General features: G+C 49.5%; 29 protein-coding genes and 1 other annotated feature. Of the genes, 6 read left to right on the top strand and 23 right to left on the bottom strand.

What is annotated here, in order from left to right:
- Positions 1-347: 347 nt before the first annotated feature.
- The 7 genes from BMZ71_RS10475 to BMZ71_RS10440 form a co-directional block, all read right to left on the bottom strand.
- On the bottom strand, positions 348-986 hold the full coding sequence (locus BMZ71_RS10475; RefSeq protein WP_086990140.1) for an NAD(P)-dependent oxidoreductase: 639 nt from the start codon (positions 984-986) through the stop codon (positions 348-350).
- A 169-nt stretch (positions 987-1,155) separates the two neighbouring features.
- On the bottom strand, positions 1,156-2,559 hold the full coding sequence (locus BMZ71_RS10470) for an MATE family efflux transporter (protein ID WP_086990143.1): 1,404 nt from the start codon (positions 2,557-2,559) through the stop codon (positions 1,156-1,158).
- Between the two features lie 77 nt (positions 2,560-2,636).
- On the bottom strand, positions 2,637-3,113 hold the full coding sequence (locus BMZ71_RS10465; protein WP_086990146.1) for a GyrI-like domain-containing protein: 477 nt from the start codon (positions 3,111-3,113) through the stop codon (positions 2,637-2,639).
- A 96-nt stretch (positions 3,114-3,209) separates the two neighbouring features.
- Positions 3,210-4,739, bottom strand: coding sequence for a ClC family H(+)/Cl(-) exchange transporter (locus BMZ71_RS10460; protein ID WP_086990209.1), 1,530 nt, complete (start codon positions 4,737-4,739; stop codon positions 3,210-3,212).
- Between the two features lie 239 nt (positions 4,740-4,978).
- Complete coding sequence (gene argS, locus BMZ71_RS10455; protein ID WP_068562564.1) at positions 4,979-6,676, bottom strand: arginine--tRNA ligase; 1,698 nt, start codon at positions 6,674-6,676, stop codon at positions 4,979-4,981.
- Between the two features lie 121 nt (positions 6,677-6,797).
- Positions 6,798-7,067: a binding site (T-box leader), on the bottom strand.
- A gap of 64 nt (positions 7,068-7,131) precedes the next feature.
- Positions 7,132-7,743 (bottom strand): GNAT family N-acetyltransferase, encoded by a 612-nt coding sequence (locus BMZ71_RS10445; protein ID WP_086990149.1) that lies wholly within the window; start codon positions 7,741-7,743, stop codon positions 7,132-7,134.
- Between the two features lie 48 nt (positions 7,744-7,791).
- Positions 7,792-8,550 carry an alpha/beta fold hydrolase gene (locus tag BMZ71_RS10440; protein WP_086990151.1) on the bottom strand — a complete coding sequence of 253 codons (759 nt, stop codon included), beginning with the start codon at positions 8,548-8,550 and terminating at the stop codon, positions 7,792-7,794.
- Positions 8,551-8,656: 106 nt separating this feature from the next.
- On the opposite strand from BMZ71_RS10440, the gene BMZ71_RS10435 reads away from it, so the two are divergent.
- Complete coding sequence (locus BMZ71_RS10435) at positions 8,657-9,313, top strand: DNA alkylation repair protein (protein WP_086990154.1); 657 nt, start codon at positions 8,657-8,659, stop codon at positions 9,311-9,313.
- 12 nt (positions 9,314-9,325) lie between these two features.
- Here BMZ71_RS10435 and BMZ71_RS10430 read toward each other — a convergent pair whose 3' ends face one another.
- From BMZ71_RS10430 to BMZ71_RS10415, 4 genes are all read right to left on the bottom strand, one after another.
- Positions 9,326-9,862, bottom strand: a complete 537-nt coding sequence (locus BMZ71_RS10430; protein ID WP_086990157.1) for a dihydrofolate reductase family protein — start codon at positions 9,860-9,862, stop codon at positions 9,326-9,328.
- Between the two features lie 208 nt (positions 9,863-10,070).
- On the bottom strand, positions 10,071-10,355 hold the full coding sequence (locus BMZ71_RS10425; RefSeq protein WP_086990212.1) for a barstar family protein: 285 nt from the start codon (positions 10,353-10,355) through the stop codon (positions 10,071-10,073).
- A 2-nt stretch (positions 10,356-10,357) separates the two neighbouring features.
- The gene (locus BMZ71_RS10420; protein ID WP_086990160.1) at positions 10,358-10,921 is read right to left on the bottom strand and encodes a ribonuclease domain-containing protein; all 564 of its coding nucleotides are present in this window, start codon (positions 10,919-10,921) and stop codon (positions 10,358-10,360) included.
- Between the two features lie 68 nt (positions 10,922-10,989).
- A complete protein-coding gene (locus BMZ71_RS10415) occupies positions 10,990-11,514 on the bottom strand; it encodes an SOUL family heme-binding protein (RefSeq protein WP_086990163.1) in 525 nt (174 codons plus the stop codon).
- 175 nt (positions 11,515-11,689) lie between these two features.
- Here BMZ71_RS10415 and BMZ71_RS10410 point away from each other — a divergent pair, with 175 nt between their 5' ends.
- On the top strand, positions 11,690-12,925 hold the full coding sequence (locus BMZ71_RS10410) for an MFS transporter (protein ID WP_218142801.1): 1,236 nt from the start codon (positions 11,690-11,692) through the stop codon (positions 12,923-12,925).
- Positions 12,926-12,991: 66 nt separating this feature from the next.
- Here the strand turns inward: BMZ71_RS10410 and BMZ71_RS10405 are convergent, their stop codons facing one another.
- Both BMZ71_RS10405 and BMZ71_RS10400 read right to left on the bottom strand, forming a co-directional pair.
- The gene (locus BMZ71_RS10405) at positions 12,992-15,418 is read right to left on the bottom strand and encodes a cation-translocating P-type ATPase (RefSeq protein ID WP_086990166.1); all 2,427 of its coding nucleotides are present in this window, start codon (positions 15,416-15,418) and stop codon (positions 12,992-12,994) included.
- The gene (locus BMZ71_RS10400; RefSeq protein ID WP_342724985.1) at positions 15,408-15,872 is read right to left on the bottom strand and encodes a DUF6544 family protein; all 465 of its coding nucleotides are present in this window, start codon (positions 15,870-15,872) and stop codon (positions 15,408-15,410) included. The genes BMZ71_RS10405 and BMZ71_RS10400 overlap by 11 nt, the downstream gene beginning before the upstream one ends.
- A gap of 22 nt (positions 15,873-15,894) precedes the next feature.
- Here BMZ71_RS10400 and BMZ71_RS10395 point away from each other — a divergent pair, with 22 nt between their 5' ends.
- Positions 15,895-16,404: an acetate uptake transporter gene (locus BMZ71_RS10395; RefSeq protein WP_086990172.1), complete on the top strand. Its 510-nt coding sequence runs from the start codon at positions 15,895-15,897 to the stop codon at positions 16,402-16,404.
- A gap of 229 nt (positions 16,405-16,633) precedes the next feature.
- On the opposite strand, the gene BMZ71_RS10390 is transcribed toward BMZ71_RS10395, so the two are convergent.
- The 5 genes from BMZ71_RS10390 to BMZ71_RS10370 form a co-directional block, all read right to left on the bottom strand.
- The gene (locus BMZ71_RS10390) at positions 16,634-17,005 is read right to left on the bottom strand and encodes a hypothetical protein (protein WP_086990175.1); all 372 of its coding nucleotides are present in this window, start codon (positions 17,003-17,005) and stop codon (positions 16,634-16,636) included.
- Positions 17,006-17,098: 93 nt separating this feature from the next.
- Positions 17,099-17,446, bottom strand: coding sequence for a hypothetical protein (locus BMZ71_RS10385; RefSeq protein ID WP_086990178.1), 348 nt, complete (start codon positions 17,444-17,446; stop codon positions 17,099-17,101).
- An 81-nt stretch (positions 17,447-17,527) separates the two neighbouring features.
- Entirely contained in the window at positions 17,528-18,406 is an 879-nt protein-coding gene (locus tag BMZ71_RS10380; RefSeq protein WP_086990181.1) for an RtcB family protein, read from the bottom strand.
- Positions 18,407-18,444: 38 nt separating this feature from the next.
- Complete coding sequence (locus BMZ71_RS10375; RefSeq protein ID WP_086990184.1) at positions 18,445-18,945, bottom strand: flavodoxin family protein; 501 nt, start codon at positions 18,943-18,945, stop codon at positions 18,445-18,447.
- A gap of 36 nt (positions 18,946-18,981) precedes the next feature.
- Positions 18,982-19,401: a VOC family protein gene (locus tag BMZ71_RS10370; protein ID WP_086990187.1), complete on the bottom strand. Its 420-nt coding sequence runs from the start codon at positions 19,399-19,401 to the stop codon at positions 18,982-18,984.
- Between the two features lie 155 nt (positions 19,402-19,556).
- Here BMZ71_RS10370 and BMZ71_RS10365 point away from each other — a divergent pair, with 155 nt between their 5' ends.
- Positions 19,557-20,552 carry an MsnO8 family LLM class oxidoreductase gene (locus BMZ71_RS10365; protein ID WP_086990190.1) on the top strand — a complete coding sequence of 332 codons (996 nt, stop codon included), beginning with the start codon at positions 19,557-19,559 and terminating at the stop codon, positions 20,550-20,552.
- A 32-nt stretch (positions 20,553-20,584) separates the two neighbouring features.
- Here BMZ71_RS10365 and BMZ71_RS10360 read toward each other — a convergent pair whose 3' ends face one another.
- The 5 genes from BMZ71_RS10360 to BMZ71_RS10340 form a co-directional block, all read right to left on the bottom strand.
- The gene (locus BMZ71_RS10360) at positions 20,585-21,169 is read right to left on the bottom strand and encodes a YdeI/OmpD-associated family protein (RefSeq protein WP_177187587.1); all 585 of its coding nucleotides are present in this window, start codon (positions 21,167-21,169) and stop codon (positions 20,585-20,587) included.
- A 49-nt stretch (positions 21,170-21,218) separates the two neighbouring features.
- Positions 21,219-21,965 (bottom strand): prenyltransferase/squalene oxidase repeat-containing protein, encoded by a 747-nt coding sequence (locus tag BMZ71_RS10355; protein WP_086990198.1) that lies wholly within the window; start codon positions 21,963-21,965, stop codon positions 21,219-21,221.
- A 127-nt stretch (positions 21,966-22,092) separates the two neighbouring features.
- On the bottom strand, positions 22,093-22,503 hold the full coding sequence (locus tag BMZ71_RS10350) for a DUF5655 domain-containing protein (protein ID WP_083546569.1): 411 nt from the start codon (positions 22,501-22,503) through the stop codon (positions 22,093-22,095).
- Between the two features lie 40 nt (positions 22,504-22,543).
- Entirely contained in the window at positions 22,544-23,002 is a 459-nt protein-coding gene (locus BMZ71_RS10345) for a GyrI-like domain-containing protein (protein ID WP_086990218.1), read from the bottom strand.
- 194 nt (positions 23,003-23,196) lie between these two features.
- Positions 23,197-24,018 carry a lantibiotic ABC transporter permease gene (locus tag BMZ71_RS10340; protein WP_086990200.1) on the bottom strand — a complete coding sequence of 274 codons (822 nt, stop codon included), beginning with the start codon at positions 24,016-24,018 and terminating at the stop codon, positions 23,197-23,199.
- Between the two features lie 336 nt (positions 24,019-24,354).
- Between BMZ71_RS10340 and BMZ71_RS10335 the strand changes: the two genes are divergently transcribed.
- Positions 24,355-24,993, top strand: coding sequence for a ferritin-like domain-containing protein (locus BMZ71_RS10335; protein WP_086990203.1), 639 nt, complete (start codon positions 24,355-24,357; stop codon positions 24,991-24,993).
- A gap of 611 nt (positions 24,994-25,604) precedes the next feature.
- Complete coding sequence (gene nadA / locus BMZ71_RS10330) at positions 25,605-26,438, top strand: quinolinate synthase NadA (protein ID WP_086990206.1); 834 nt, start codon at positions 25,605-25,607, stop codon at positions 26,436-26,438.
- Positions 26,439-26,498 lie beyond the last annotated feature (60 nt).

Genomic DNA, 26,498 nt, shown 5'->3' with positions numbered 1-26,498 from the left:
TTTATCTCAAGATTGGCTGATGGACCAAACCCCTTAACTTTTGGCACCGGAGCCCTCTAAAAAAGAGAGAACCAATAAACTAAACAAACGGCGGAGCGTACTCTTTACAATCCGAAAAACCAATGGTTTAAAATTTTCTAAGCCAAGGGCTACTTTGTGCTGCTCCTTTTGTATACCGTCGCCCTTGACGGCAAAGGAAGAAACCATTGGCTCGGTTGTCAAGAGCGTTTGTTTCACCTAACTTTGAGTAGCAGGGCTTGGTTTTTCACATCACCTCGTTATTTTGGGCAGTTTCCATAGAATTTTTGGCACTACCTCTGCGTCGTCATGCCTGTCAGCGCAAAAACTTACTGCCGCTCGCCGACGACTGTGTAGCGTTGTCTCAGATGCCGTTGTCTTTCGATTTCGTCCACCAGTGCAATCGCGTAATCCGCATAACTGATGTAACTTTCACCCTCGCTGTTCAGCAGCAGCGTTTCCGCCCCTTCCGCGTATTTTCCGGTCCGGTTGCCGTTGGGATCAAAATAAGCGGATGGCGAAAGATATGTCCAATTGACCTTGCTTTCCTTCAGTAGGCTGAGGGCCTTGGCCATGTTTTTCGCAGTCGGTTTGAAAGCCTCGGGGAAATTGGCTGTTTCCATCACCCGGATCGTTTTTCCGGGATCTGCGTAAAGGCTGCCGGCGCCGCCTACGACTATCAGACGCGTTTCCGGCAGGTGCTCCAATTCATCGATCAAGGACTGCAGCGAAGTGACATGCTCCTCTTCCATCCCCTCCGGCGCATTGAAAGCATCCACAATCACATCGAACCCTTTCAGATCCTCCACCTGTACATCGAAGATATCCCGCTCGATAATGGCTACATCTTTATCGGCGAGCTTGGCGGGATTCCGGATGATAGCCGTCACCTCGTGTCCCTGGGCATGCGCTTCTTCCAAAATAAGCCTGCCTTGTCTGCCTGTCGCTCCGATGATTCCGATCTTCACTGAAACCCCTCTGTTCTGGTGTCAAGCATCCTTCTGTCTCTTTCATTTTAGGATTCTGGGGATTAAAAGTAAAGCCGGACACTTTTCGGGAAACAAAAGCCCGCCCTAAAATGAATCCATAAAAAAAGCCCCACAGAACCACTTCGGCTCTGCAAGGCTTTCGCTTTTCTTACTTTTCTGGGATAGCATCCCCAATTGTATGCGGATAGATGTTCGCGATGACTTCTCTGTCGATTTTCTTGTTGAAATAGATGCTCATGACCAGCGCAAAGACTTCCGCAATCGGAAACGCCCACCAGACAAACGCAACGTCCCCCAACAAAGAAAGCAGGTAGGCTGCCGGCAACAGCACCACGACCTGGCGGATCATGGAGACCCATAGACTCAGGCCGCCTCTTCCGAAGGCCTGGAACACGGAACCGGAAACGATATTGTATCCCGCAGAAACATAGCAGAGACTGATGATCCGTAAAGCCGGTATCCCGATTTCCAGCATTTCATCGGATGCATTGAATAATTGCAGCAGTGTTCCGGGAATCAGCAAGAAAATGGCTGCGCCGATGAACATGATCGCCATCGCATATTTTTTCGACAAGCTGATGGTCTGCTTGATCCGTTCTTTTTGGTCTGCACCGTAGTTATAGGCGATGATCGGAACCATCCCATTGTTCAGGCCGAAAACCGGCATGAAGATGAAACTCTGAAGTTTGAAGTAGACACCGAAAACAGCAGTCGCTGTCGGTGTGAAGCGGATCAGGATGTTGTTCAGGCTCAAATTCAGGAAGGAACCGACAGCCTGCATCAGAATCGACGGGCCGCCGATGGAATAGATTTTTTTGATCGTTTGCATATCAGGACGGAATCCTTTAAACGATAATGTGATTTCTTTATTGAAACGGACATTGAAAAAGAAGGCCAATGAAGCCGCGGCTATCTGTCCGATTACGGTTGCGATCGCAGCGCCCCTTGTCCCCATTGCCGGAACACCGAACCAGCCGAAGATGAAGATCGGATCCAAGATGATGTTCAGGATGGCGCCTGTTGCTTGGGTAGTCATCGTATACATGGTTCTGCCTGTCGACTGCAGCAGGCGTTCCATGCTGACCTGCATAAAGATCCCGAATGAGAAGACACTGATGACTTGCAGGTAATCGATTCCGTAGGCGATGATTTCTGCATCCTTCGTCTGGAAGGAGAAATAAAGCGGGATGAAAAACAATCCCAACGCCAAGAACAACAGGAAATGCATAGCATTCAGAAAGATGCCGTTATCGGCCGTACTGTTTGCGGCCTCGTAATTTTTTTCGCCAAGGCGTCTGGAAACCAAGGCATTGATACCGACCCCGGTCCCGACCGCCAAAGCGATCATCAAGTTCTGCACCGGGAACGCCAAGGATACGGCCGTCAGTGCTTTTTCTCCGATCTGGGCCACAAAGATGCTGTCGACGACATTATACAAGGCCTGCACCAGCATCGAAATCATCATCGGCACGGACATCGAAATCAGTAGCTTGTTGACGGGCATAACACCCATCTTGTTTTCCGCCATTGCTGGCTGTTTGTTTTGTTGCATATTTTTTTCCTTTCCAAAAAAGTGGAGCCGTCTATTCGACGGCTCGCCTTTTTGTAGCTATAATTTTTTTTTGACTCTTATGGTTCATCTGCCTCTTGGATAGGCAATTCGATTTTGGTCAAGTATTCTTGCGGTGTGAAGCCTCCGCCGTTGTAGTAGGTTTCATGGGAGATGCCGTTCGTTTCGAAATCATGTACCGCTAACCACTGGTCCATTTCCTGATAAATCTTGGGAATTTCATTATAAGGACCGATGTTCAGACAGGATATCCGTTTCCCTGCCGGAATGATGGACATGCGGATATCATCCTGCGGAGGCAACATTTTTGCGATCGGATAGCCGACCTCGATTTCGACGTTTTGCTTCGTGAAGGAGTAATAGATCGTGAAACAGGGACCTGCAGGCAGTTCTTCCAACAGATTCAGATAGGTCAGGATTTTTTCGCGGCAGTCCTCTATCTTCGTCTGCATATTTTTCAGCGTCGTTTCCGTCTTGATGGAAATGATGCGCTGCTCCGCTTGATTGGTCAATGTGATGTCTGAAATTCTTCCCATTATACAGAACCTCCTTTAACAAGGCTTGCGATGCACCGACTTTGAAAACTTCAATATAAGGATAGCATATTTTTCAGAAAAAACCCACTTGATGCATCAAGTGTCGAAAAGTCGCCTCTTTTCCAATTGCTTCAGTTCCTCCTGAACGGTTTTGGCCAAGCCCAAATCCGTCAAAACACGCAACACATCGCCAGTCTGCATAACTGTTTTCCCGGTTGCCACAACATTCTGTTGGCCTCTTCGGATCGATGTCACCAACACATCCTCAGGCCACCGGACATCACGTATCTCTTTGCTGGAAAAATAACTTTCAGCTCTGACCGGTAGATCAAACAGATATTTTTTCCCATTGCGCTTGCTGTCATGTGAAGCGATCAGCCTTTCCAAAAGGCTCTCATAGATAGGATCCACTCCCAACAGATCCGCAGTGACAAAGGCGCTGAATGAACAAATGGCAAGAGGCATCAACTGATTCATCCCGCCGACCATCTCCGTCACCAAAATGATGGCGGTCAAGGGTGCTTTTCCGATGGCTGTGAAATAACCCGCCATCGCAAAAATGATAAAATGCGGCAAATATTGCGGATCGAAAGAAAACAGAGACAACGTTGCTTTCCCATAGATGGCGCCCAATATTGCCCCCAAGGATAAGACCGGCAGAAAAATACCACCGGGAACATTCGCCCCATAGGAAACCATCGAAAATACAAAGCGCAAAACCCATAAGCCGAGCAACATCCCCAAGGAGAGTTGCCAATTGCTCAAATGCAGGATCAGCTCGCTGCCTCCTCCGATGACCTGGGGAAGAAAATAGCCGATCGGGATGACCAGTAGGAATGGCAAGATTGCATTATACCGAGCTGGGATGAATGGCAACCTGCCATACAGTTTAGGCAATACCAAGACTACTTTGGTGTAGAGCCAGCCATTCAATCCCAGAAAGATACCTAAACCAATAACCAAACCATAGTAGGCGATCGGGATCGTGTTCATCATGCCGATATCCAACGCCGGAGTCAACCCGAAGATATTAAGGGACACAAAATTTGCCACAAGCGCCGAAGAGAAAGTCGTGATGGCCAACAAGGGAGAAAAATTATGATGGACCTCCTCCAGGACAAACATCAGTCCTGCCAAAGGAGCATTGAAAGCTGCGGCCAAACCGGCACCGGCACCGCTCGAAAGAAGGATTTTTTCTTCGACATCATCCCCCTTTGTGAGATTGCTGATGCCTTGCCCCACTGCGGATCCCAGTTGGATGGACGGGCCCTCCCTTCCTAAAAAAAGGCCGGATCCGATCGCCAGTAGACCGCCGATGAATTTTTTCCAGAGTACTGGCCACCAGTTTAAGCTGATGAGCCCCTGTACTTGCCCTTCAACTTGCGGAATGCCGCTGCCCTTGATGTTAGGTTCGCTTTTAACAAGTTTTCCGACGATGAGCGCGGCTGTCACTGAAAAAATTACCCAAGGGATGAGCCAGATTGGCTGTTCCTGCATGAAATGATAGCCTTCGATCACTGTTTCTAAAATAAATTCAATGCCTAATCTGAATAGACTAACAATAAAACCGGCTGATAAACCCACCAGGGTTCCTTTCATGAGGTAAATGACACGTTCATCAGCCATGAGCTTCCTGTAGATATCCACGGATTATCCCTTCTTTCTTTTTTAATTGTTCAATGAAAATCAAAAAACCCAAAACTATGTGCATAATTTTAGGCGATTTTGGTTTTTGTCGTATCCTACATAGTCGAACTCTGAATCCCAGAAATCTCCGCCTAAGTTGACAACCCCACGCGGACAAAAAACGTCCGCTTTGTGTTTGTCCCCTTAGTGCTCGATTTCTACCCGGGATTCATCTCGCTCTACATTTTTTCTGGGGATTGGACTCCTAGGAGTCTTAGGCCTTCTTGCAGGACTGTGGCTACGGATTGTACAAGAGCCAGACGGGCGTTGCGTTTGTCGTCTTCGACAAGCACTTTTGTGTTGCCGTAGTATTTATTGAATGCTTGGGACAAGTGGAGCGTGTATTTCGCGATCACGGATGGCTCGAATTTTTCGTAGGCTTGTTGGATGATTTCAGGGAAACTGTTCAACAGTTTCACGACTTCCCATGCGTACGCGTCATCCAAACCAAGATCAGCAGCTTCGGTCGTGTCCAGTTCAACTGCCGCTTTGCGTAGGATGCTCAAGCCACGTGCGTTTGTATATTGTACGTATGGGCCTGTTTCGCCTTCGAATTGCACGACTTCTTCCAAATCGAAGTCGAAATTGTTCAGACGGTCATTTTTCAGGTCGTGGAAAACGACGGCACCGATGCCGACTGCTTTGGCGACTTCTTCTTTATTTTCCAGTGTCGGATTTTTCTCGTTGATCTGTTTCAAGGAAAGCTCGGTCGCTTCATTCAGGACTTCCTCAAGCAGGATGACTTTCCCTTGGCGCGTCGACAATTTTTTGCCGCCTTGTGTGATCAGACCGAATGGGATGTGGTGCATGTTTTCTGCCCAATCATAGCCGAGTTCTTTCAGAACAGCTTTCAGTTGTTTGAAATGGTTGCTTTGCTCATTGCCGACTGCGTACAAGGACATCGCAAAATCATAGTTGCGTTTGCGGTAGATCGCCGCAGCCAAGTCACGGGTGATGTACAGCGTTGCGCCGTCCGATTTCTTGATCAAAGCCGGATTCAGATTGTATTTTTCCAGATCGACGATGGTTGCACCGCGGTCCTGGGTCAGGATGCCGGCTTTGTCCAGCAGCTCAACGACTTCATCCATCTTGTCGTTGTAGAAAGCTTCGCCGTTGAAGGAATCGAACGTGATTCCCAACATATCATAGATTTTCATGAATTCCTGCAGCGATTCGGAACGGAACCACTCCCAAAGATGCAGAGCTTCTGCATCGCCGTCTTCCAATTTCTTGAACCAAGCGCGGGCTTCGTCGTTCAAAGTATCGTCTGTTTCTGCTTCTGAATGGAAACGCACGTAAAGAGTCAGCAATTCATTGATCGGTTCAGCTTTGACTTTCTCTTCGTTGCCCCACAATTTGTAGGCCACGATCAGCTTGCCGAATTGGGTTCCCCAGTCGCCCAAGTGGTTGATTTTGATCGGGTTGAAGCCGACTTTCTTCATGATATTGGCCAAAGAATTTCCGATTACCGTAGAACGCAAATGCCCCATCGAGATCGGTTTCGCGATATTCGGCGAGGACATATCGATCGGCACGTTGCCGCCTTTTCCGATATCGGCTGTTCCGAACGCTTGCTTCTCGGCAGCAATTTCATGCAAGACCGCATTCGATACCGCTGCTTTTTCAAGGAACAGATTGACGTACGGGCCGACCGCCTCAACCTTTTCAATATAAGGATGGTTCAGTTGTGCCGCCAAATCTCCGGCGATAGCTTGCGGCGCTTTGCGCAATGCTTTCGCCAGTGCGAATGCCGGAAATGCTACGTCCCCGTGCTCTGTATATTTAGGTACTTCCAGCAATTGGTACACTTGGTCGTAAGTTAAATGCTCCGATACCAGCTTTTGAATCTCTTCAGCAACAATCTTTTTATAGTCCATATTTTTCTGCTCCTTTATTATATGCCTCTGCCTATCCACACGGTGAATGGATCACTTATCTTCCAGTAGGTACCGCAAATCTGCGATAACGATAAAAAAAGCCCCTATTCTGCCCTGGCAAAATAGAGACGAACATCCGTGGTACCACTCTAATTCGATAAAGCAACACAGATGGGCTCTGATTAGTTTATCCTTTTGAACCGTTAACGGGGCTAAACCGAACGACGCTACTCGCAGACTCTTTCCCGATCCGTCCGTTGAACAGAGGACCGCGCCTGTTTTCAAGTCATTTTCTCTGAAGTGCGTTTCCTTCTTCACTCCGTTGCGGGCTTCCACCTTCCCCGCTCGCTGTGAACATTGCTCGAAGTACTTTCTTCATCAATGAATGTGATTACTATCTGTATTACTATATCAAAGCCGGCCCTGTTTGTCTAATTGAATTTTTGACTTCCTCATCATTCCGATGGATTCGGCAAATGCTTCGGACGGCTCATCCAGATGCTTTCCGAGTAATCCATGAAAATTTTTCCGATCCAGGATTTTTTGCGATGCACTTCGCGGAAGCCAATCCTTTCGTAAACACTTTGAGCCCGTCCGTTACTGTCGACGACATCCAAGGCGAAGGTTTCGTAAGGTTCCGTTTCGATCAGCTTAAGCAGCATCCGTCCGGCAACACCTTGGCACCGGTCTGCCTCGTTGGTCGCCACACATTCAAAATAGAGCGTATCATCGTCGATGTCCAATGGCTCCCCGTATTCTTTGCGAAAACTGAAATAACCGACATGTCCCCAGAGAAATCCGAAATTAGCCAGGAAATCCTCTTTGTTGACTTCCATCGCACGACGCTGGTTGGTCGAACAGCCCACCATCGCGACCGGGCGCTCCCCGTCCATCGCAACTCGGATCAAGTCCTCCTGCAGCAGCCTGCGGAATCCGCCAAGCAGGCGATCGGTGTCGCGATGCAACGTCTTCATGTCCTTATAGTAGCTGCTGACGAAAATTTTTCTGACATCCTCTTTTTGTGTTTCCGATAATTGGCTCATTTTCGCCATCGTTATTTCTGTCATATTTGTCTTCCCTTCATGCAAATCTCACGTATTGTTTGATCCGCTGCATTATTGCTGGTGGCTGTTTCCGATGAATGCTGTGATGGCCTCGACCGTCTGCTGTTGCTGTTGAAGGGCACTGATGGTTGCCGTGCCATCGCCCTCCTGTAGGCCGTAATCACCGAATTGGCCATGATTACCGCCATCCAGCACGATTTCCGTATAGTCATCCGGCAACTTCGCTTGCGCTTTATCGTAGCTTTCACGGCTCAAAACTTCATCCTCCGAACCATAGATGGAGAGCGCAGAAAACGGCGCATCAGTCAAATCATTGGACGGATAGGATGCCAGGAAAATCAGGCCGTCGACTCTATCAGTTTGATTGGCCGCAAAACTGGAGGCCATGACACCGCCCAAAGAATGACCGGCAAGATACCAATCCTGCACACTAACTTCCTGTTCCATGATTGCTTCGGCCGCGTCCGCGTCAAAAACCGCCAAATGGAACGGCATCTTGGCGATGACCACCAATAAATCCGCTTCGGCCAAGCTACGCAGCAAAGGTGCATAGGCTTCCGCTTCCACCTTTCCGCCCGGATAAAAGATAACCCCTTCTTCCGGATCTTTTCCATTCGGAGTAAAGGTGATCGTATCATCAGTCTCCGTAACAGTAATCGACTCATCCGACTGCAGCGCCTCAACAGCCTCCACCGTTGCCTGATAATAGTCATTCACATACCAAAAGAATGCACCTGCTGCAATCATAATACTTATGGCCAATCCGATCAGTACTTTTCGGATCCAGCTGAATTTTCTATTTTTTTCCATAATTTCCTCCTTTGAATCATGTTTGCACTTTTCCTGAAACTGTTCTAAAGTAATCATGATGAGTGACTTATAAGTTGCATCCACCTCAGAAAGGCGGGTAAAAAACATGTGGTATGATGGTATTTTTGAATCTTTGCTGGCTTTGCGCGATGAAAAACGTGCTCCCCAGATGTCGGCCTATATGCGGAATCAATTCCCGTTCCTGGGCATCGCATCGGCTCCGCGGAAAGCAGCCTATAAAAAAATTTTTGCAACCGCAAAAAAAGAAAAAATCGTCGACTTCGATTTCGTCGACCAGTGCTTCAAGCGTGAAGAACGTGAATTCCAGTATGCCGGCGTCGATTATTTACTGGCGATTCAGGATTGCCTTGTTCCGGAAAACTTGCCGAAATTGAAACAATACATCCAGGCAAAATCTTGGTGGGATACCGTCGATGGCCTGGATGGCGTTGTCGGATCGATCGTCCAACGCTATCCGGAATGCAAGCCGATCCTGTTGGAATGGAGCGTGGCTAATGACATCTGGCTTCGTCGGGTCGCAATCGATCATCAACTCGGCTTCAAATCCAAGACGGACACCGTGTCATTGGAAGAAATCATCAAAAATAATCTGAACCAAAAGGAATTCTTCATCAATAAAGCTATCGGTTGGAGCTTGCGCGATTTCAGCAAAACGAATCCCGATTGGGTGCGCGCATTCATTTCCGCACATAAGGATGATCTGTCCAGTTTGAGCATCCGCGAAGGCAGCAAATATGTCTGATCATTTAGGCTTCTATATCTTGGCCGGCTCATAGTTGAGCTGCACCAAGCCGGAATCGAACGTGGTTGCTTCAACTAATTTCAATGGGTGCTCCTTCTTGCTTTCTTTAAATAACGGAATCCCTTCACCCAACAAAATCGGGATGATGGATACAGTATAACTGTCGATCAGCCCTTTCTCACGGAATAAGTCGATTGCTTCGGACCCGCCATCGATAAAGATGTCTTTGCCGGGTCTGCTCCGGATTTGGTCCAACAGATTGTCGGGAGATCCGCTGTAAAAATGTATTTGCCCCTCAGAAGGACGCTCCGTCCGTGAAAGGACATAACAGTCCCGGTCTGCATGCGAGAATTCCCCGCCGAAAGACAACACTTTTTCGTATGTCTTCCGGCCCATGATGACTGTGTCGATCGTTTCAATAAAAGCGGCATAGCCATAATCTTCATCCGGTCTCGCAACACTATCAAGCCAATCGATATCTCCATCCGAATGCGCGATATATCCATCCAGACTGGCTGCGATATAGACTCTGACTTTTCTTTTTCCCATTTGATCACCTCATTGACTTGTCTACCCCGTACAGTCAACTATACGCTTGGTTGACAATCAAAGAAAGAATTTTTCGTTCGGAAATTGACAAAACCGCAAAAAAAGACGATTCTGAGCGAATCGTCTTTTTTGCGTCTTTGCGTCTTTTTTTGCGTGGGCCGCGATTTTTTGGTTGACAATCATTTATTGCCTAGCTCGTTGATTTGAATCAGCTTCGGAGCGGATAAGCCAGGATCAAACGGGTAGCGGAATTGGTCGCAGCAACTTCCTTTAACAGGCTAACCAGGGAATCCCCATAATCGCCGAGTTGGTTATGCACCATTTGCGGATCATGCAGGATGATCATTTTGCCGGAATAATCCGTCGTCAGACAATCCCATAAAGCATCGAGATTATTGCCGTAATATTCGGGAAGATGCAATTTCTTTTTCAGGTAGGCATGCGCTGCTTTCCGATCGGTCATCTTCTTACCGTTCAAACGGATGATTTCCATCTTCAATGACTCCCCTCCCCGTACAGCTGCTCGAACGACTCGTAATGATCATCCGTGTAAAAGATCAGTCCGTCATTCGAGTACACGATGCGCTCCGCCCCGCGGTAGCCACCGTCGTAATTGATGTCGGCTTCGTAATAGGTCCTGCCCGATTTCTTCGGAAGCAAGCCCTCACGATTGCCGAAGAAATCACCACCGATCAACATCCCATCCGTCACTTCCCACAAATTGCCCTCTGCGTTGTCCCAGCCCAATGCTTCAGCTTCGTCCTTCGTCAGATAGTTGGGCGGCAGTGCGTTAAACTGGTGGATATAGGCCGCCACTTCGTTTTTCGTCGAATAGGACTGTCCTTCCGAAACGCCACTGCTGATTGCCGTTTCGGCCGATTCCTGCGATCCTGTTGCGTTCGCGTCTTCCTCAGTACTTTGCGAGCTGCTGGCGGTGATGCTGATCGAAGAGTCCGTTGTCTGTTCCTCGAAAAGCGAATCGACACCATTGACCCATACGGCCAGAATGATCGCCAAAAGTGCGAACAAGCCTTTCAGGCCGCTTTTTAAATTTTTCATGCACTAGTCCCCTTTTTGTTAGTGTGTCCCACGATACGATACAAAAGGAACGCCGGATTGTCCAGTATTTAATCGGAAGCCTGTTGCTCCGTTACGATTCGTACCATGATTTCGTTATGCCGGAACATAGGCGGCACAAACGGTGCATTGAAGGATGCCAGCATATAATTCGAAGCAGGCTGGTACTTTTTCTCCTGCACCCACTGCGCCAACTTCTCCAGCATGTCACGCTCTTTCCGATCATTCGAATAACCGCCGTATTGGATGACCGCAAAAAGGCCGTTGGCGAATTTTTTTACGGTCAGCGCAGGACTGTTGGGCTGCGGAATATCCTCCCATTCCGCCTTCGGGACAACAAATGCCATCTTCGTGCGTTCTTCCGACATTTCCTGGATAACCGGTACAGTCATGCTGATTTTTCGATTGGCCTGATTGTCTTTTGAAATGTAGCGGAACAAGGTGCCGAATCCGCTGTCAACACCCGGATCAGCGGCATTGTCATATTCCACGATGTAGAAATCGCGGTATTCCCGCAATTCGAACGGCTCCTCAGACAGCAGTACTGTGTATTCCGGGCGTTCATATTTGGCCATGACTTCCCTTCCCCCATTCTGTTCTCTATAGCTGAATTTTACCACGATTTTCTTTTTTCCCGAAAAGATAGGCTGCTTGACTGGTTTGGGGCTTGTGCTATCACCCAACAACTGATATAAATAAATTACAAGCAAATGAGAGCGTTATCACCTTTTATGATCGGAGGCGGAAGCCATGTTGAAAAGTTTTTCGTTGCAGGAAAAAAGTTGGATCATGTACGATTGGGCAAATTCCGCCTACTCCATAATCATCTCCTCGGTCATTCTGCCGCTTTTTTATAAATCGATCACTACCGGCGTAGGCATAGCCCCGAACTTGGCGGATTCTTATTGGGGCTATGCAACCTCTGCCGCAACTTTGGCTATCGCCGTATTCGCGCCGATCCTCGGTACGATCGGGGATTATCCGAAATGGAAAATGCGACTGTTCAAAAGTTTCTTCTTGATCGGTGTTGTTGCAACGGCTGCGCTCAGCTTTACGGACGATTGGCGCCTGCTGCTTGCCTTCTATATGCTCACGACAATCGGTTTTTCCGGAGCAAATATCTTCTATGACGCATTTTTGGTCGATGTCGCGACCGAGGAACGAATGGATCGGGTCTCCACTTACGGATTTGCGCTGGGTTATATCGGCGGCAGTACGATTCCGTTCGTGCTTTCGATCCTGCTGATCATGTTCGGCGAGAGCATCGGCATTTCCCGGACCACCGCCGTCAAAGCCTCCTTCCTGTTCACGGCATTTTGGTGGATCGTCTTCACGATTCCGATGCTGCGTAATGTGAAACAGCGCTATTTCCTCCCGCCCAGCGAACATATCATCCATGACAGTTTCGCCAGACTATCGAAAACACTGCGTCAGATCCTCAGCCACAGGAAAATGTTCTTGTTCCTGATCGCCTATTTCTTTTACATCGACGGATTGAACACGATCATCCACATGGCCGCCGTCTTCGGTGACAGCATCGGGATTGTTTCCGATATGCTGATGATTGCCGTGCTGGTGATTCCGATCCTGTCCTTCCCTTTTACGATCCTCTACGGGAAATTGGCTCAACGTTTCGGCAGCAAAAAGATGATTCTTGTGGGCATTTGTATTTATCTGCTCGTCTGTCTGCTGGCTTTCCGCATGACTTCCGCCGTTGAATTTTGGATTCTCGCCATCTTGGTCGCAACTTCGCAAGGCGGTATCCAAGCACTTTCACGTTCCTATTTCGCCAAACTTGTGCCCAAGGAGAACGCCAACGAATATTTCGGTTTCTACAATATCCTCGGCAAATTTGCCGCCATCATCGGCCCAGCGCTCTATGCGCTCACGAGTCAATTGACCGGTGACTCACGCAACGGACTCGCCAGTATTTCTCTCCTCTTCATCATTGGAGGCGTGCTGATGCTGCGGACAGAGGGAAATTAATCCCGCGTTGCATATGATCCACACCCGAAAAGGCTGCATTCCACGCGGAATCAGCCTTTTTAGGTTCTATCTTTTACTGACGAACCCAGACAACGGACGTTTGACGAGTTCCGTGACGACAAGATAAGAAACGGCGATCCCCAAAATGATCCCCAAATGCGCCATTGTCGGCGGCCGGAATTCAAAGAAGGCGGCAGTAGCGGGAATCATCGGCAATCCGATGGCAAGTGCCATGGCGATCACCGAAAGGATCACGATCGACGGCGCCGGCCAGCCGGCCTTGGTGATCGGAGCCAAGGAGCGGATCGACAACATCAATAATATCTCCGTCAACACGCTGGCAATGAACCAGTTGGTCTGCAGCACTGCCGGGGAAATCCTGTAGAATAGACCGAAGCAGATGAAATCGAAGACGGTGCTGACGAGCCCCATCGTGACGAAAATGATGTAGAGGGAATGCAGATCATACCGTTGCGGTCGTTCTACTTCCTGAGCCGATACGCGATCAAAGGCGATGGCCATCATCGGAAAATCGGAAAGCAGATTCAGGAGCAGCAGCTGTTTCGGCAGCATCGGCAAAAAGCTGATGAAGAGCGAGCCGATGGCGACCGCATAGAAATTACCGAAGTTCGAGATCAAAGTGGCGCGGATGTATTTCATCGTATTGGCGTGCGTTTCCCGCCCAAAGCGGATGCCTTCGACGATTACCCGCAGATCGTTCTGCAGCAATACGATATCGGCGGTCTCACGGGCGACATCCGCTGCGGACTGCACGACCATCGAGACATGTGCCGCCTTCAGGGCTGGTGCATCATTGATCCCTTCACCCAAGTAACCGACTGTGAATTGTTCTTTCAGCAATTGGATTAGTTCCAGTTTTTGCTCCGGTGTCGTCCGGGCAAAGACGCGAATTGAAGACAGACGTTTCTTCCTTTCGGCCAGTGGTAATGTCAAAAAGGCGGCAGCCTCCGTGACTTCAGCGCTCTCCGTCACCAAACCGGCTTCCCTTCCGACTGCCTCGGCCACCTTCAGGGCATCCCCGGTGATGACCGTAATGGCGACATTCATATGTTTTGCGGCTGCTACGGTCGCAATAGTGGATTCCTTGATACGGTCCACAAAAGAGACAAATCCGCCGAAACGCGCACCGCTGCCGTCGTCGTAGCTCACGCCCAGTACCCGGTGGCCTTCCTCTTCCTCTGCCTGCAGCCAATCCGCAACAGTATCGCGGGAAATCAATCCTTCCCCGAAGAAATATTCCGGGCTCCCGCGGCGGATATGCAGCGTCGAACCGTCCGCCTGTTTCACGACTGCGCCGTTGCTGCGCAGCGCCGGATCGAAGGCCTCCTCCTGCGCGAGACTGTAGCGCTCCACAATCTGCCGTTGCGCTTGCGTGAGGGCCTTATCGCTTGCACGGTCGAAAGGTTCCGGTATCCGCTCATGCAGATTGATGGCGGCCAAGCGCGCCAAGACCAGTGGATCGTAAGGGGATTCCGCCATCGGATAAACATTGCTGAACACAAGATGATTTTCCGTGATTGTTCCGGTTTTGTCGGTGCACAACAGATTGACTGATCCCAAATCCTGGACCGCGGAAAGCCGCTTGACGATGACATCGCGTTTGGCGAATTCCAGAGCTCCCCTTGAAAGGGAAAAAGTCAGCACGAGCGGCAAAGCTTCCGGGATGGCCGATACGGCCAGGGCGATCGCGAAAATCAGCAGACTCGTGACATCCGCCTCCCTGCCCTCGATCAGGATGTTGGCCAACACAACGAATCCGAGCGTCAGCAGCGTCACTTTCATGATGAAGTTGCTGATTTTGTCCACACTCTTGACCAGTTCACTCTCCGCCTGGACGGTTGATGCCGTCGTAGCGATATGAGCCAATTGCGTCTCCTGTCCGATCGCCGTAATCTCAGCCAAAGCATTTCCCCGCACAATCACAATCCCTTGCAGCAGATGCTCTTCTTCATCAGCGGCAGTTGCGCTTGACACGGACGCCCGTTTCGTAACTGGAATGGACTCACCCGTAAAGGTCGTTTCATCGACCAGAAGATCACGGGCAACGCGGACAATGGCGTCAGCCGGCACGATATCGCCCGACTCAAGCTTCAGGATGTCCCCGGGCACCAACGTTTCGGTCGGCACTTCCTTTTCCGTTCCGGCCCTGATTACCGTAATTGTGCTCAGCAGATAGGCTTTCAGCTTATCGGCCGCCTGATTCGATTTGTGCTCCTGATAGACGTTGAGTGCTGTCCCAAGGAACACAAACAACAAGATAAAGGCACCATCGATCGGCTCACCCAAAGAAAAGGTCACGCCCGCCGCAATCAGCAGCATCAGATTGAAGATGCCGCGGAATTGCCTTGCAATCAGACCAAGGAGGCGATGCTTCGGTACCGGCAGCGCGTTTGGTCCATATCGGACTCTCCGTTCAGCCGCTTCCGCTTCCGTCAATCCATTCCATTCATTCCATTCATTCTTATTTGTCATAACTCATCATCGCACCTTTCGCATCAAAATAAGTGAAATCCCCTTCATCATAGTGCCAGACCGCCTTCAGTTCTGTCGGCTGACGGATACCGTTGATTTCCTTGTACACGCCGCAGATGGCCGACCATCTGACTTTTTCGCTTTTCCCATCCATCGTCGTTGCTTCCCGATCATCGGTCGTGAAGGCTATCATCTCATCATCTTCATTGAACGTGAAAATCCCTTCCGCAGTGGTACCGTATGCCGTAATCACCGCCTTGGCATGGTGCGCGTCGATTGCCTCCCAGCGGATGTAGTCCTGAAGAGCCGCATTAGGAACGAAGAGGCACTCGGACAGGAACGTCACCAAACTGGCCTTATCCATCGCTTCTCCGTCAATGTCGAACAATGTGATATTTTTTGCCAAAATCCCTTTCATCGAGCCTTTGCCGTCGACATAAGTCCTGTTGAACATCCACAATACAGGTTACTTCCCGATGAACACGATGATTTTGGCTATGGGCATTTTCTTCGGCGGCATGGCACAAGTCATTGCCGGAATCATGGAATTCAAGAAAAACAATACTTTCGGCGCAACTGCCTTCACTTCTTACGGCTTCTTCTGGCTTTCCCTTGTCGGAACGCTCGTTATGCCTGGTCTTGGCATGGGCGAAGCGGCTTCAGCTAAATCCATGGCTGCTTACCTGTTCATGTGGGGATTCTTCACGTTGGGCATGTTCGTCGGAACATTGCGCATCAGCAAAAACCTGCAGATCGTCTTCGGTTTTTTGACACTGCTTTTCTTCCTGCTTGCTTTGGGAGACTTCACGGGCAATGAAATGATTTCTACAATCGCGGGTTACGAAGGCATCTTCTGCGGCTTCTCAGCCATCTACGGCGCTTTGGCACAAGTTCTGAACGAAGTCTACGGCGAAGAAGTCCTGCCGTTGGGCAATGTGACGACTGTCAAGAAAACAGCAAAAATCGAAGTAGCTACTAGTAAATAAATAAATTGAATCAAATAAAAACACGGGCGCTATGCAATAGGATTGCATAACGCCCGTGTTTTTGCCTTTTCGGTGGCGTTCCCCGACCAATCGCCGAGGAGTGTCATTCGAAGTCAGCAGCAACCTTTTTACGGGGCTGGCTTGTGCAACCTGACCTGAAAATTTGCCTACTGCTCTGTCCTGAATAATGACTGATTTGATTGATTGCTGCTTGTTCCGACTTGGCGGTTTATCTGCTGACGATCCGGCAGCAGTGGATCCGGGCTGCTTTCTTTTTGCCTTCTTCGATTTCCTGATCGAAAGCTGCCCTTTCCTCCGGCGTCAAATCGTTGATCGACAGGAAGCTCAAGTTGGACAATCTGTATGTTTCCTTCACATCGCTATCGTTTCCGAAGGCCGTCGCTTCGATGTTGTTCAGCACCTTTTCCGGATTGCCGGCTCCCATCGCTTCCAGACTCTCCTTGTCCTGTTCAGAGAAACGCAGCGCCAAGTCGAGCGTCGTCGTCTTGTAGACGGTGCTGCCCATGAAGGTGACGCGCGTCAGGTATTCGTTCGTGACTTCGTTGTAAAGGATGTATTCTTTAGCTGTTGTTTGTTCCATGATTCAGTTGTTCCCTCCAAAAATACCGATTTGCATTCCCATTATAGACCATCCGCTCTGTTTTTCACATACCGGCCGTAATAGTTTACCGGTTCAAGCCGGCTTTTTGCTGTTTTTGTAGGCATCATGGAAACCTTCGAATGAGTCCAGCAGGAAGATGAACAGGAAGACGGCTTTGATCGAGTTGAATGCAGTATTAAGTACCCGTTGCCCATCCGCGGCTTCGCCGATTTTCGTGACGAGCTCCGGATTCAGGATGGCTGTATCTTGAAGGATGAACCACAACAATACAAACGAAAGTACATTCAAAATCAGATTGGCGGTCGCGACCGGATAGGTCCACTTCCTGAAAACGAGTTTGCTGGCGGAGAACAGCAATTGCAGCACCAGCATGCCGTTGATGTAAGGCAAGTAACTGCGGAACACTTCCTGATTCAACATCGGAATCATTTCCTGGATGCTGCCGTCCAGCGTATAGTAGAATCCCAGCAGCTGGCTGTATTGGTTGACGAGGATGATGAACTAGTGTTCCTCCAGTGCGGCATAATTGTGGTGGCAGTGGACGGCATCCGACAACTTGACGTGATTGATGCCGGCGTACTTTTTCACCCAGAGTCGGACGATATCGAGCACCTTCTCCATCATCTGGTTGCGGTTTTCTTCGGCGAAATCCATCGCCAATTTCATCCAGCGCAGGTACAGTTTCCCGAGATCACTTTCGGTGGAAAAACAGGCCAAATCCCACTCGGGAGGGACCGGAGACTGTTCCTGTTTGTTCACTTCCTTGGCCATATCGTTGAAATAATGGCAGATTTTGAACCCCAGATTGCGCGACCCGGAATGCAGCATGATGCCAAGCTTTCCCTGATCGTCCGTCTGCAGTTCGATGAAATGGTTGCCGCTGCCGAGCGTGCCGACTTGATAGGCGGCATCGTCCAGTTCCTTCATCAATTCCTGCGGCATCGTGTCCTTTTCCTCGGGTGTCATTCCTTCAAGGAAGCGGGCGACCGATTCACATTGCTGTTTTTTCTTATGGTGCTCGAAGCCGGTCGGGATATTCCGCAGGATGTCGCCCGCGATCGCCTGGGCCAGCTTCCCGTTCGGCGTCTCGATTTCGATCAGCCGTTCGACAGGGATGTTCGTCTGGACAAAACTCATCCCGCAGCCGATATCCACCCCGACCGCATTCGGAATGATGACCTTTTCGGCAGCGATGACGCCCCCGATCGGCATGCCGTAGCCGGAATGCGTATCCGGCATCAGTACGACCCATTGATGCAGAAATGGTAGATTAGACAGATTCTTCGCTTGTTGCAGACAGTCCTCACCGATTTGTTCCTCATTCTCCAGCCACACCTTGATTGGCCACTTCTGTTCCTCGGGATTGAAGATGGTTATCATCTCTTGATGCCCCTTTCCGGATAACTTGCGCAGCGCAGCTATTTGATTTTTTGATCCATCCCCGTTGCCAAATCGCTGAACTGCTGCAGCAAATCCGTGATCTGCCTTTCGCGGTGAGGATTCTTCCAATTGATGACGCCGCTGCCGATGACATCGGCGCCGTGTTCATCGCAAAGTGCCGTCATCTGCTTCAAGGCATTTTTTCCGCCCATCCACGGGAAAGGGAAGAACTCGGTCACGAACAGGAGCATGGGCTTGTTCTCGAATTGGCCGACCCGCGAAAAATAGTGCTTCAGTACAGGGGAAGCGGAAGCTCCTCTGACCGGTCCGGCGATGATCAGGAGATCGTGCGCCTGCGGATCCGGATAGGACTTCAGTGTGATGTTCGCGCTGTTGTTCTCGTTTGTTTTTTCCTCTCCGATGGTCTTGAGCTGTTCGATCTCCACGTCGTGCCCGTCAGCCGCCAGCCTTTCCTGCAGCCGCTCCGCTACCGACAAGGTATTTCCCGTCAAGGAGTGGACAATGATCCCGATTTCCATAGCCTTTCCCACTTTCTGTAATTTAAATTTTCGCCATTAATGGATGTGCTTCGTTTGTCCGAATGGGGATCTTGCTGCAACCTCGACTTTGATCCGATCGGGGTCTTCGAAAAAGACGGCGTAGTGTTCTTTTCCGCCTGCGAAAGGATGTCTTTCGGTATACAGCAACGGGATGCCGCGACTTTGCAGTTCTTTGTACAGTTCGTCCACTTGATGCTTTGTGTCTACAGCGAAGGCCAGGTGGTTCAATCCGGTCCGTCCGCGGTGATAGGATCCATCCAGGAAACGTTCGGCTGTCTGGACGAAGACGATGTATGTATCATCTTCCTTGTAGCTGAAGCCTTGCTCCCATTCCTGGTATTTGCTGAAGCCCAGCTTTTCCAGCAGCCACGACCAAAATTGCTTGCTGGCCGTCAGATCGCTGACATTGATTTCGATATGATGAATGAGGCCCATTTACCCACTTCCTTTTCTTTTGTGACCACCCTATCCCGCTTACAATTCCAAAGCCGATTCTTTGTCCCAAGCGGCTGGGTTTGTTATAGTCAATCTATCAATAATTTGGAAATCATTTGCACAAATGTATTCAGAATAAAGAATCGGAGGAAATTATGAAACTCAGCATCTTGGACCAAGTCCACATCACAGCAGGCGGCAACGCCGAGCAGTCCCTGCAGAACGCCAAAGAACTCGCCCGTTTAGGCGATAGCCTCGGGTACGAACGCATTTGGTTCGCCGAGCATCACGGCAGCAATTTGATGGCGAGCGCCGCGCCCGAAATCATCGCCGCCTTCATCGCGGCCGCGACGGATCGGATCCGTGTCGGAACCGGAGGCGTCATGATGATGCATTACTCCCCTTTGAAAATCGCGGAAGTCTTCAAAACACTGTCCGGCTTTGCACCCGGTCGGATCGATTTGGGCATAGGCCGTGCCCCCGGAGGCGATCGTCAGTCCATGTACGCATTAGCGCAAGGCAACCCGCCCCAATTGGAGAATCATTACGAAAAACTGCGGACGATATTGGATCTTTTGGAAGACCGGAAACCCCAGGATCCACTTTACCGGGACACTCCCGCGGCGCCTGTAGACGTGACCGTTCCGCAGACCTGGTTATTGGGTTCGAGCGGAAACAGTGCCGTCCAGGCCGCTAGAATGGGCGTCGGCTATTCATTCGCGCAGTTCTTCACCGGGACGCTTGATAAAAGTATTTTCGACCTCTACAAGAAGAATTTTGCCCCATCCGCAGCCATGCCCGAAAAACAGATTAGCGCCGCTTTCCATGCCATCGTCGCGGATACGCGCGAAGAAGCGCTCTACGAAGAGTTGCCGTATGCAATCTTCAAGATGCAGCTTTTCCGCGGAATGATGCGCAACCACCTGATGACCCCGGAACAAGCCGCCGCTTACCCGCTGACGGAAATCGAGAAGCAGCTTATCAACGACATCCGCAAGACGCATATTATCGGGACCGCGAAAGAAGCCGGAGAAACATTGCTGAATCTGCAGGAACAGTACGGTTTCGACGAAGCGATGATCATCAGCATGCCGCATTCCCAAAAGGCGCGGCTCAAAACCTATTCCTTATTGGCGCAGGAGCTGCTGTAGACTGTCTACCGCATCAAGCTCGGTCATCCTCTTCAAGGGGATGGCTTTTTTTTGGCTTGTGCCCGTTCCAACGTTTCGGCAATCCTTTTTTTCCGGGTATCGGGACGTTTTGCGTGTGCGATCCAGAAAAGATAGTGGGCCTTTTCACCGGTCGGCCAGCCTTCGAAACACGCGCGGGCTAACGGATCATCCTTGAATGCCTGCTCCAATTCCTCGGGCAGCTCCGGGACTTCCATCGAGGAGTAGGCCGCTTGCCATTTCCCGCTGGCCTTCGCATCTAGGATTACCGCCAAACCGGCTTCAGTCATCCTTCCTGCCGCCATCAAAGCTTCGGCACGTTTGCGGTTGACCAGCGACCACACGCTACCTGGCCTGCGAGGAGTCATGCGGATGATGAAGCTTTCCTTATCCAGACTGTACATCTTACCGTCGATCCAGCCGAAACAGAGCGCCTCTTCGACCGCTTCTGCGAGCAGTACACCCTCGCCTTTAACATGGGCTTTTTTGATTTTTAGCCAAATCTGATCCTTTTGATCATGCTTTTGCGCCAGCCAGTCATGCCATTCCTGAGGATTACGCAAACTGAGCCACTCCTCGGGAAATCCGGATTCCGTCATAACTAGCTCTCCTTCCATTTCAGGGGATGCATGATGCTCTTTAAAAGCATCATGCATCCCTGTCATAATATTCCAGTACTCGCAGGCATCTGAGCGTATTCCAGCGGCTTGGCTTTCCGGCCTGTTCCATCTGAAAATGCACTTCGCCGGGATGATGGGCCTGCGTTTTCCAGCGTCCGTCCGACAGTCGCTTTTCCTTCAGAATGTCCAAAGCATCCTGCAGCCTTTCATCATACGGATAACCGACACTTTGAAAATAATCGAGCGCGCGCAAAATATCATAGCGCCAACGCGGCGGGTATACCAATTTCAAAAAGCTCGGATGGATGACTGCGCCGGTATGGTCGGATTTAAACAGCCGATGCCGCAGAAGGAATTCCTGTGCCTCTCCTTCAATCCGCTTCAACTCTTCCGCCCTGAAGGCATAACCGGCAGCGATGTACTCACGGATGCCCTCCAGGACGCTGATCGTGGAATGCATCGAACTGTGACGGGCACCAGATCGGTTCAGGCGACAATTGAAGCCGCCATCGGCCAGCTGCTGGCTAATGATGAAATCGACCACCGACCTGAGCTTTTCCTCATCCGTCCCGAAAAAACAACCATAGTTCAGGAACATCCCGTTGATGCAGACATCACTCTGCTCGATATCCTTTGACGGATTAATGCCACCATCAGGCCCGATTGAAGTGGCAAGGATGAGCGCCAACGCCTTCTTGATTTCCGGTGTTGCCGGGATGCAGAGGTTGCGCAGATCCACCAAGGTGTAATGGCTGGATCGCCTTCCAGAAGCCACGCGCTGATTTCCTCCCTGTTCATTTCCATCGGCCCTTCCTTTTTCAACCTACTTCCGCAGTTGCCGTTCGATCAACTTCACTTATTTTGTCGACAGAACTGATCCACAGCGGTTGCTGTTCAGTTGCCTATATCTTTGAAGATTGCTGTCGCCCCCGTGTTTCAGAAAACCGATACGCTTCCTGTAGCCAAGTATCCAAGACATCCGTCAGATCAGCTTCCTCCGCAATGATGACGTGGTGCGTCCATCTGCCGGGGTACGGTTCGACCGCTTCGACAATCTGATCATGCACAATTTGGCGCCCGCAGCCGAAGCTCAGCACCAAACTGTGCAGCGGTCGCTTTCTGTCTGTAGGCTGCGGCATCCAGATCCAGGCGAATTGCGTTCTTGTAGCGAAGGAAATCTGGGTCTTTGTCACCGTGATGATGGCGGGTCCGATTGCCCGGATTTTCCTTTCCACAGCCCTGAACAATGCTCTCGTTTCAGGTTTTCCGGTAAAAAATACTTCCACTTCTTTGTTGATCATTACATCTGTCATAGGTATCGCCTCATTTTTTGAAATAGGAATTGGCGTATGCTCACTCCACCAGGAATACAATTTTCGTCAGCAATTCGCTTTCGGGTACTTCCTCAGGCGAATTGTAATAATGCTCATAGACGGGACCAAGCGGTTTGTAGCCATTATCTTTGATCCATTTCTCAATTTCCTCATAAGCAGGCCGCATCTCCATATAAGGACCTTTGTATATGCAGCTGACCTGTTTGCCGGCAGGGATGTTTCCTGCAAGGATATCGCCTTTGCCAGGCAGTGGTTTGGATACAGGAAAACCGATTTCCAGTTCGAGCCTTTCCATATCCATGTTGAAATAGCCGACGAAAGCTGGTCCAACCGGTTGTTCACCCAATTCAATGATGTGCGTGACGATGTCCATGAAGGCCTTCCCCAATATTTTCGGAAGCTCACTTACCGGAGTAACCGTTTTCAAAGCCAAAGTCGGTTGTTCCTGTGTTTCCACCATTTCAATCACAAAGCTCATTTTATCCACGTCTCCTTTTTTGAAGCCCATTGTCTCATGCTTATTTTATCACTTCCGCATCCGCACGACCATCAATACGATAGCCGCATAAAGGGTCTGAAATGGCACAAAAACAAGTCCCGGCGCCAATTCAGTCGAATCGTTGCCGGGACCTGTTTCAAGTCAATCAAATTATAACTTTATCAAAATTGTTATCATTTCAAGCTGGTCGGCACTTGTTTCTTCGCGAAAAGCACGTAGCCGATCGCCACGCCCATCAGTACGATACAAGCGATGACGGTCATGATGATGCCGGTGTATTGCCCGGCAAAGCCGTCCTGGGACATGTGCTTGATCAGGATGCCTGCATAAGCCCAGATGATCACCAGCCCGTAGGCGATGTCATGGTTGCGGATCATCGTGACGGCTCCGATTACAAGCCCGATTACGATGATCAGGATTGTCCAGATCGACTCAGAAATTCCGAAGCCATTCCAGCCGATGTCGACCAGCAGCGTCGTGATGTTCGCAATCGTTGCCACCGTGATCCAGCCGAAATAGACGCTGAACGGAAGACGGATGAACAGTTTTTCTTTCTGATCGAGTTTTTCCTTCAGGATCAACTGGTTGATGTAGATCAGGCTAAGCAGAATCACCAGCATCAAGATCACCGACAGGCCGATCATGCGGTAATGCCAACTGAAGATCCAAGCAGCGTTGACTACTGAACTGGCAGAAAAGACGATACCGATTTTACGCAACAATTCCGTCTTCACCTTGCTCTTATCCCCTTGGAACAAACCGAATTGGTAAAGCGTATAGCCCAATAGCAACAAATAGATGACGCCCCAAATCGAAAACGTCAATCCAGCAGGCGCAAACAGGTTCGGATAGGAATCCGATATCGCACCTGTATCGATCCCGTTGATCGGAAGGATGTTTGCCAATGCGTTGACGATAACCATAATCAGGTACGTCACAGCGACGGTGTTTTTGATGGGTGTTTCCAGTTGTCTCGTTTCTGCTTTTGTTTCCATATTTGTTTCCTCCTCTTCCATTTTTCCTGATATAAATAATTGCATGTAGATAGCTTGATGCACAAAATTATTTACTATAAATAAATTATTATTCTAAATCAACAATACCTAAAATAGTGAACCTATGCAAATATTGCGGTTTCGTGGGAGAGGTTAATTTTTCTTCCGAACAGGTCCAATTTTTTGACATTTTTTTGAGTGAGGCGTACCTTAATGGTGACAAGTTCTTCATTCTTCGTTCATCCTTCCCATTCATCATTCAACAACGTCGGAAAACTTCTCAAATCCCCTTCCCCATTCAATCGTGCAGCGTTTGTATGAAAGGACGAAAAAAAAATGAACAGCAAGAAGAAACTCTACGGTTCCGCCGCGTTGTTGAGTCTATTACTGTTGGTCGGTTGTTCCGCGGACGAAGATACCGCGACAAATGATTCTTCAGCAATCGGTTCATCGGAAATGATCGAAAGTAGTTCCGAACACGATGAATCCATGATGGAAGACAGCGCAGAAGGCGACATGGAAGAAAGCGCATCGCTTGAAACACCCTATATCTATGGTGCAGTTGGCGCCTTGGCGGACAACAATCTGACGATGGAAGAGATGTTCACGTACGCCATCCAAGATGAACACTTGGCCCACGAAGAATACGCCTACGTACTGGAAACCTTCGGAGATCAAGCTCCGTTCAACAACATCATTTCTTCTGAAGCTCAGCACATCACCGAAATGACTGTTCTGTTCGAAAAATACAATTTGGCGATTCCGGCTGACGAATCAGCCGATCACATCCAACGTGCGGCGGATGTAAGAGAGGCACTGGATAACTGCGCCGCGGGAGAAGTTGACAATATCGCGATGTACAATAAATTCCTCGAACAGGACATCCCGGATGACGTTCGTGCAACCTTCACGGCTTTGCGTAACGCTTCGGAAGGACATCTGCAGGCGTTCAATAAGAGTCTCGAAAAATATTGATAAGAAATACTTATCCAGAGTAATGTCATTAATTTAAGCAACTTAGCAACTGTAAAAAAGCGAGGATGCATGATGCATTCTCGCTTTTTCTTGAATGCAGGGCTAAATTGTTGAATGTTCCACAGATATTCGACAGTTTCGGTCCGACAGGATGTCAAATTGTCGAAAGTTTCTCGGCATTCGACAATCTCGGTCCAATCTGGTGTCAAATTGTCGAATCTACCTCACCTATTCGACAGTAATGGCTACCGCGCTGAGCATTCCTCTCTCTTACTTGTCAATCGCTTAAGTTAATGACATTACCATCCAAAGACAGCCTGTTCTTCGTTGTGCATAAGAACGTGGTGCTCTCCGTCCGGAAGAAAACTGAAAAACATTGCACAGCTCCGGTGACGGGTACGCTCACCGGAGGACATCGGTAACCTTCGACTGCAACTACGACGAAGCTACACTCATCGGAGTACGCAACAGGAATGGTCCCCGAACTCCGGCGAAGCCTTCCTTCACCGAAGTTAGGCTTCCTTTCCACATTTGAAAGGTGTCTTGACACGTGTAAAGTTACGTGATATAGTCGTTTTCATTAAACTATCATTAAAAAAGGGGACGCACAAATGGATGAACTTACGGAAAGAATATTGCAGCTGAAAGCAGAAAAAGATGCCGTCATTCTCGCACACTACTACGCTCCTGGAGACGTTCAAGATATCGCAGATTTTATCGGGGATTCGTACTATTTGAGCAAAATTGCAGCACAGGTCACGGAAAAAGTGATCGTTTTCTGCGGCGTCGCCTTCATGGGCGAAAGCGCGAAGATGCTGAATCCGGAGAAAGTCATCCTGATGCCCGACCTGAAGGCGGATTGTCCGATGGCCCACATGGTCAAAATCCGCGACATCCAAAAAATCCGCGAGACTTACGAAGACGTGGCTGTCGTCTGCTACATCAACTCCACAGCTGAAATCAAGGCCCATGCCGATGTTTGCGTCACCTCGTCCAATGCGAAAAATGTCATCGCCGCCCTTCCCAACCGCTATATCTATTTCATTCCCGACGAGCACCTGGGCAGATACATTTCCCATCAGCTTCCCGAGAAGACGTTCCTCTTCAATGACGGCTACTGTCCGATCCATACCAGTATCCGCGTTGTCGATGTCCTGAAGATGAGACGCGACCTTCCGCAAGCCGAAATCTTGGCGCATCCCGAATGCAAGGAGGAAATCCTTGATTTGGCGGACTTCGTCGGCAGCACATCGGACCTCGTCGCCTATACCGAAAAGAGCCTCTCCCAAGATTTCATCATCTGCACGGAAATCGGCGTCATCCATGACATGGAGAAACGCTCCCCAGGCAAAAGCTTTCATGCCCCTTCAGTAGGTCAGGTCTGTCCCGACATGAAGCTGAACACTATAGAAAACTCTAAGTTCGCTGCGCGAACAAATCCATGACAGAAAACAAACGGCCCCTTATAATTTAGGTGAAGGTAACACAAATTCAAATGATTTAGC

Origin of the sequence: Trichococcus flocculiformis (assembly GCF_900113645.1) — a bacterium.
Lineage (GTDB): Bacteria > Bacillota > Bacilli > Lactobacillales > Aerococcaceae > Trichococcus > Trichococcus flocculiformis.
This window is presented reverse-complemented; position numbering and strand designations above follow the sequence as displayed.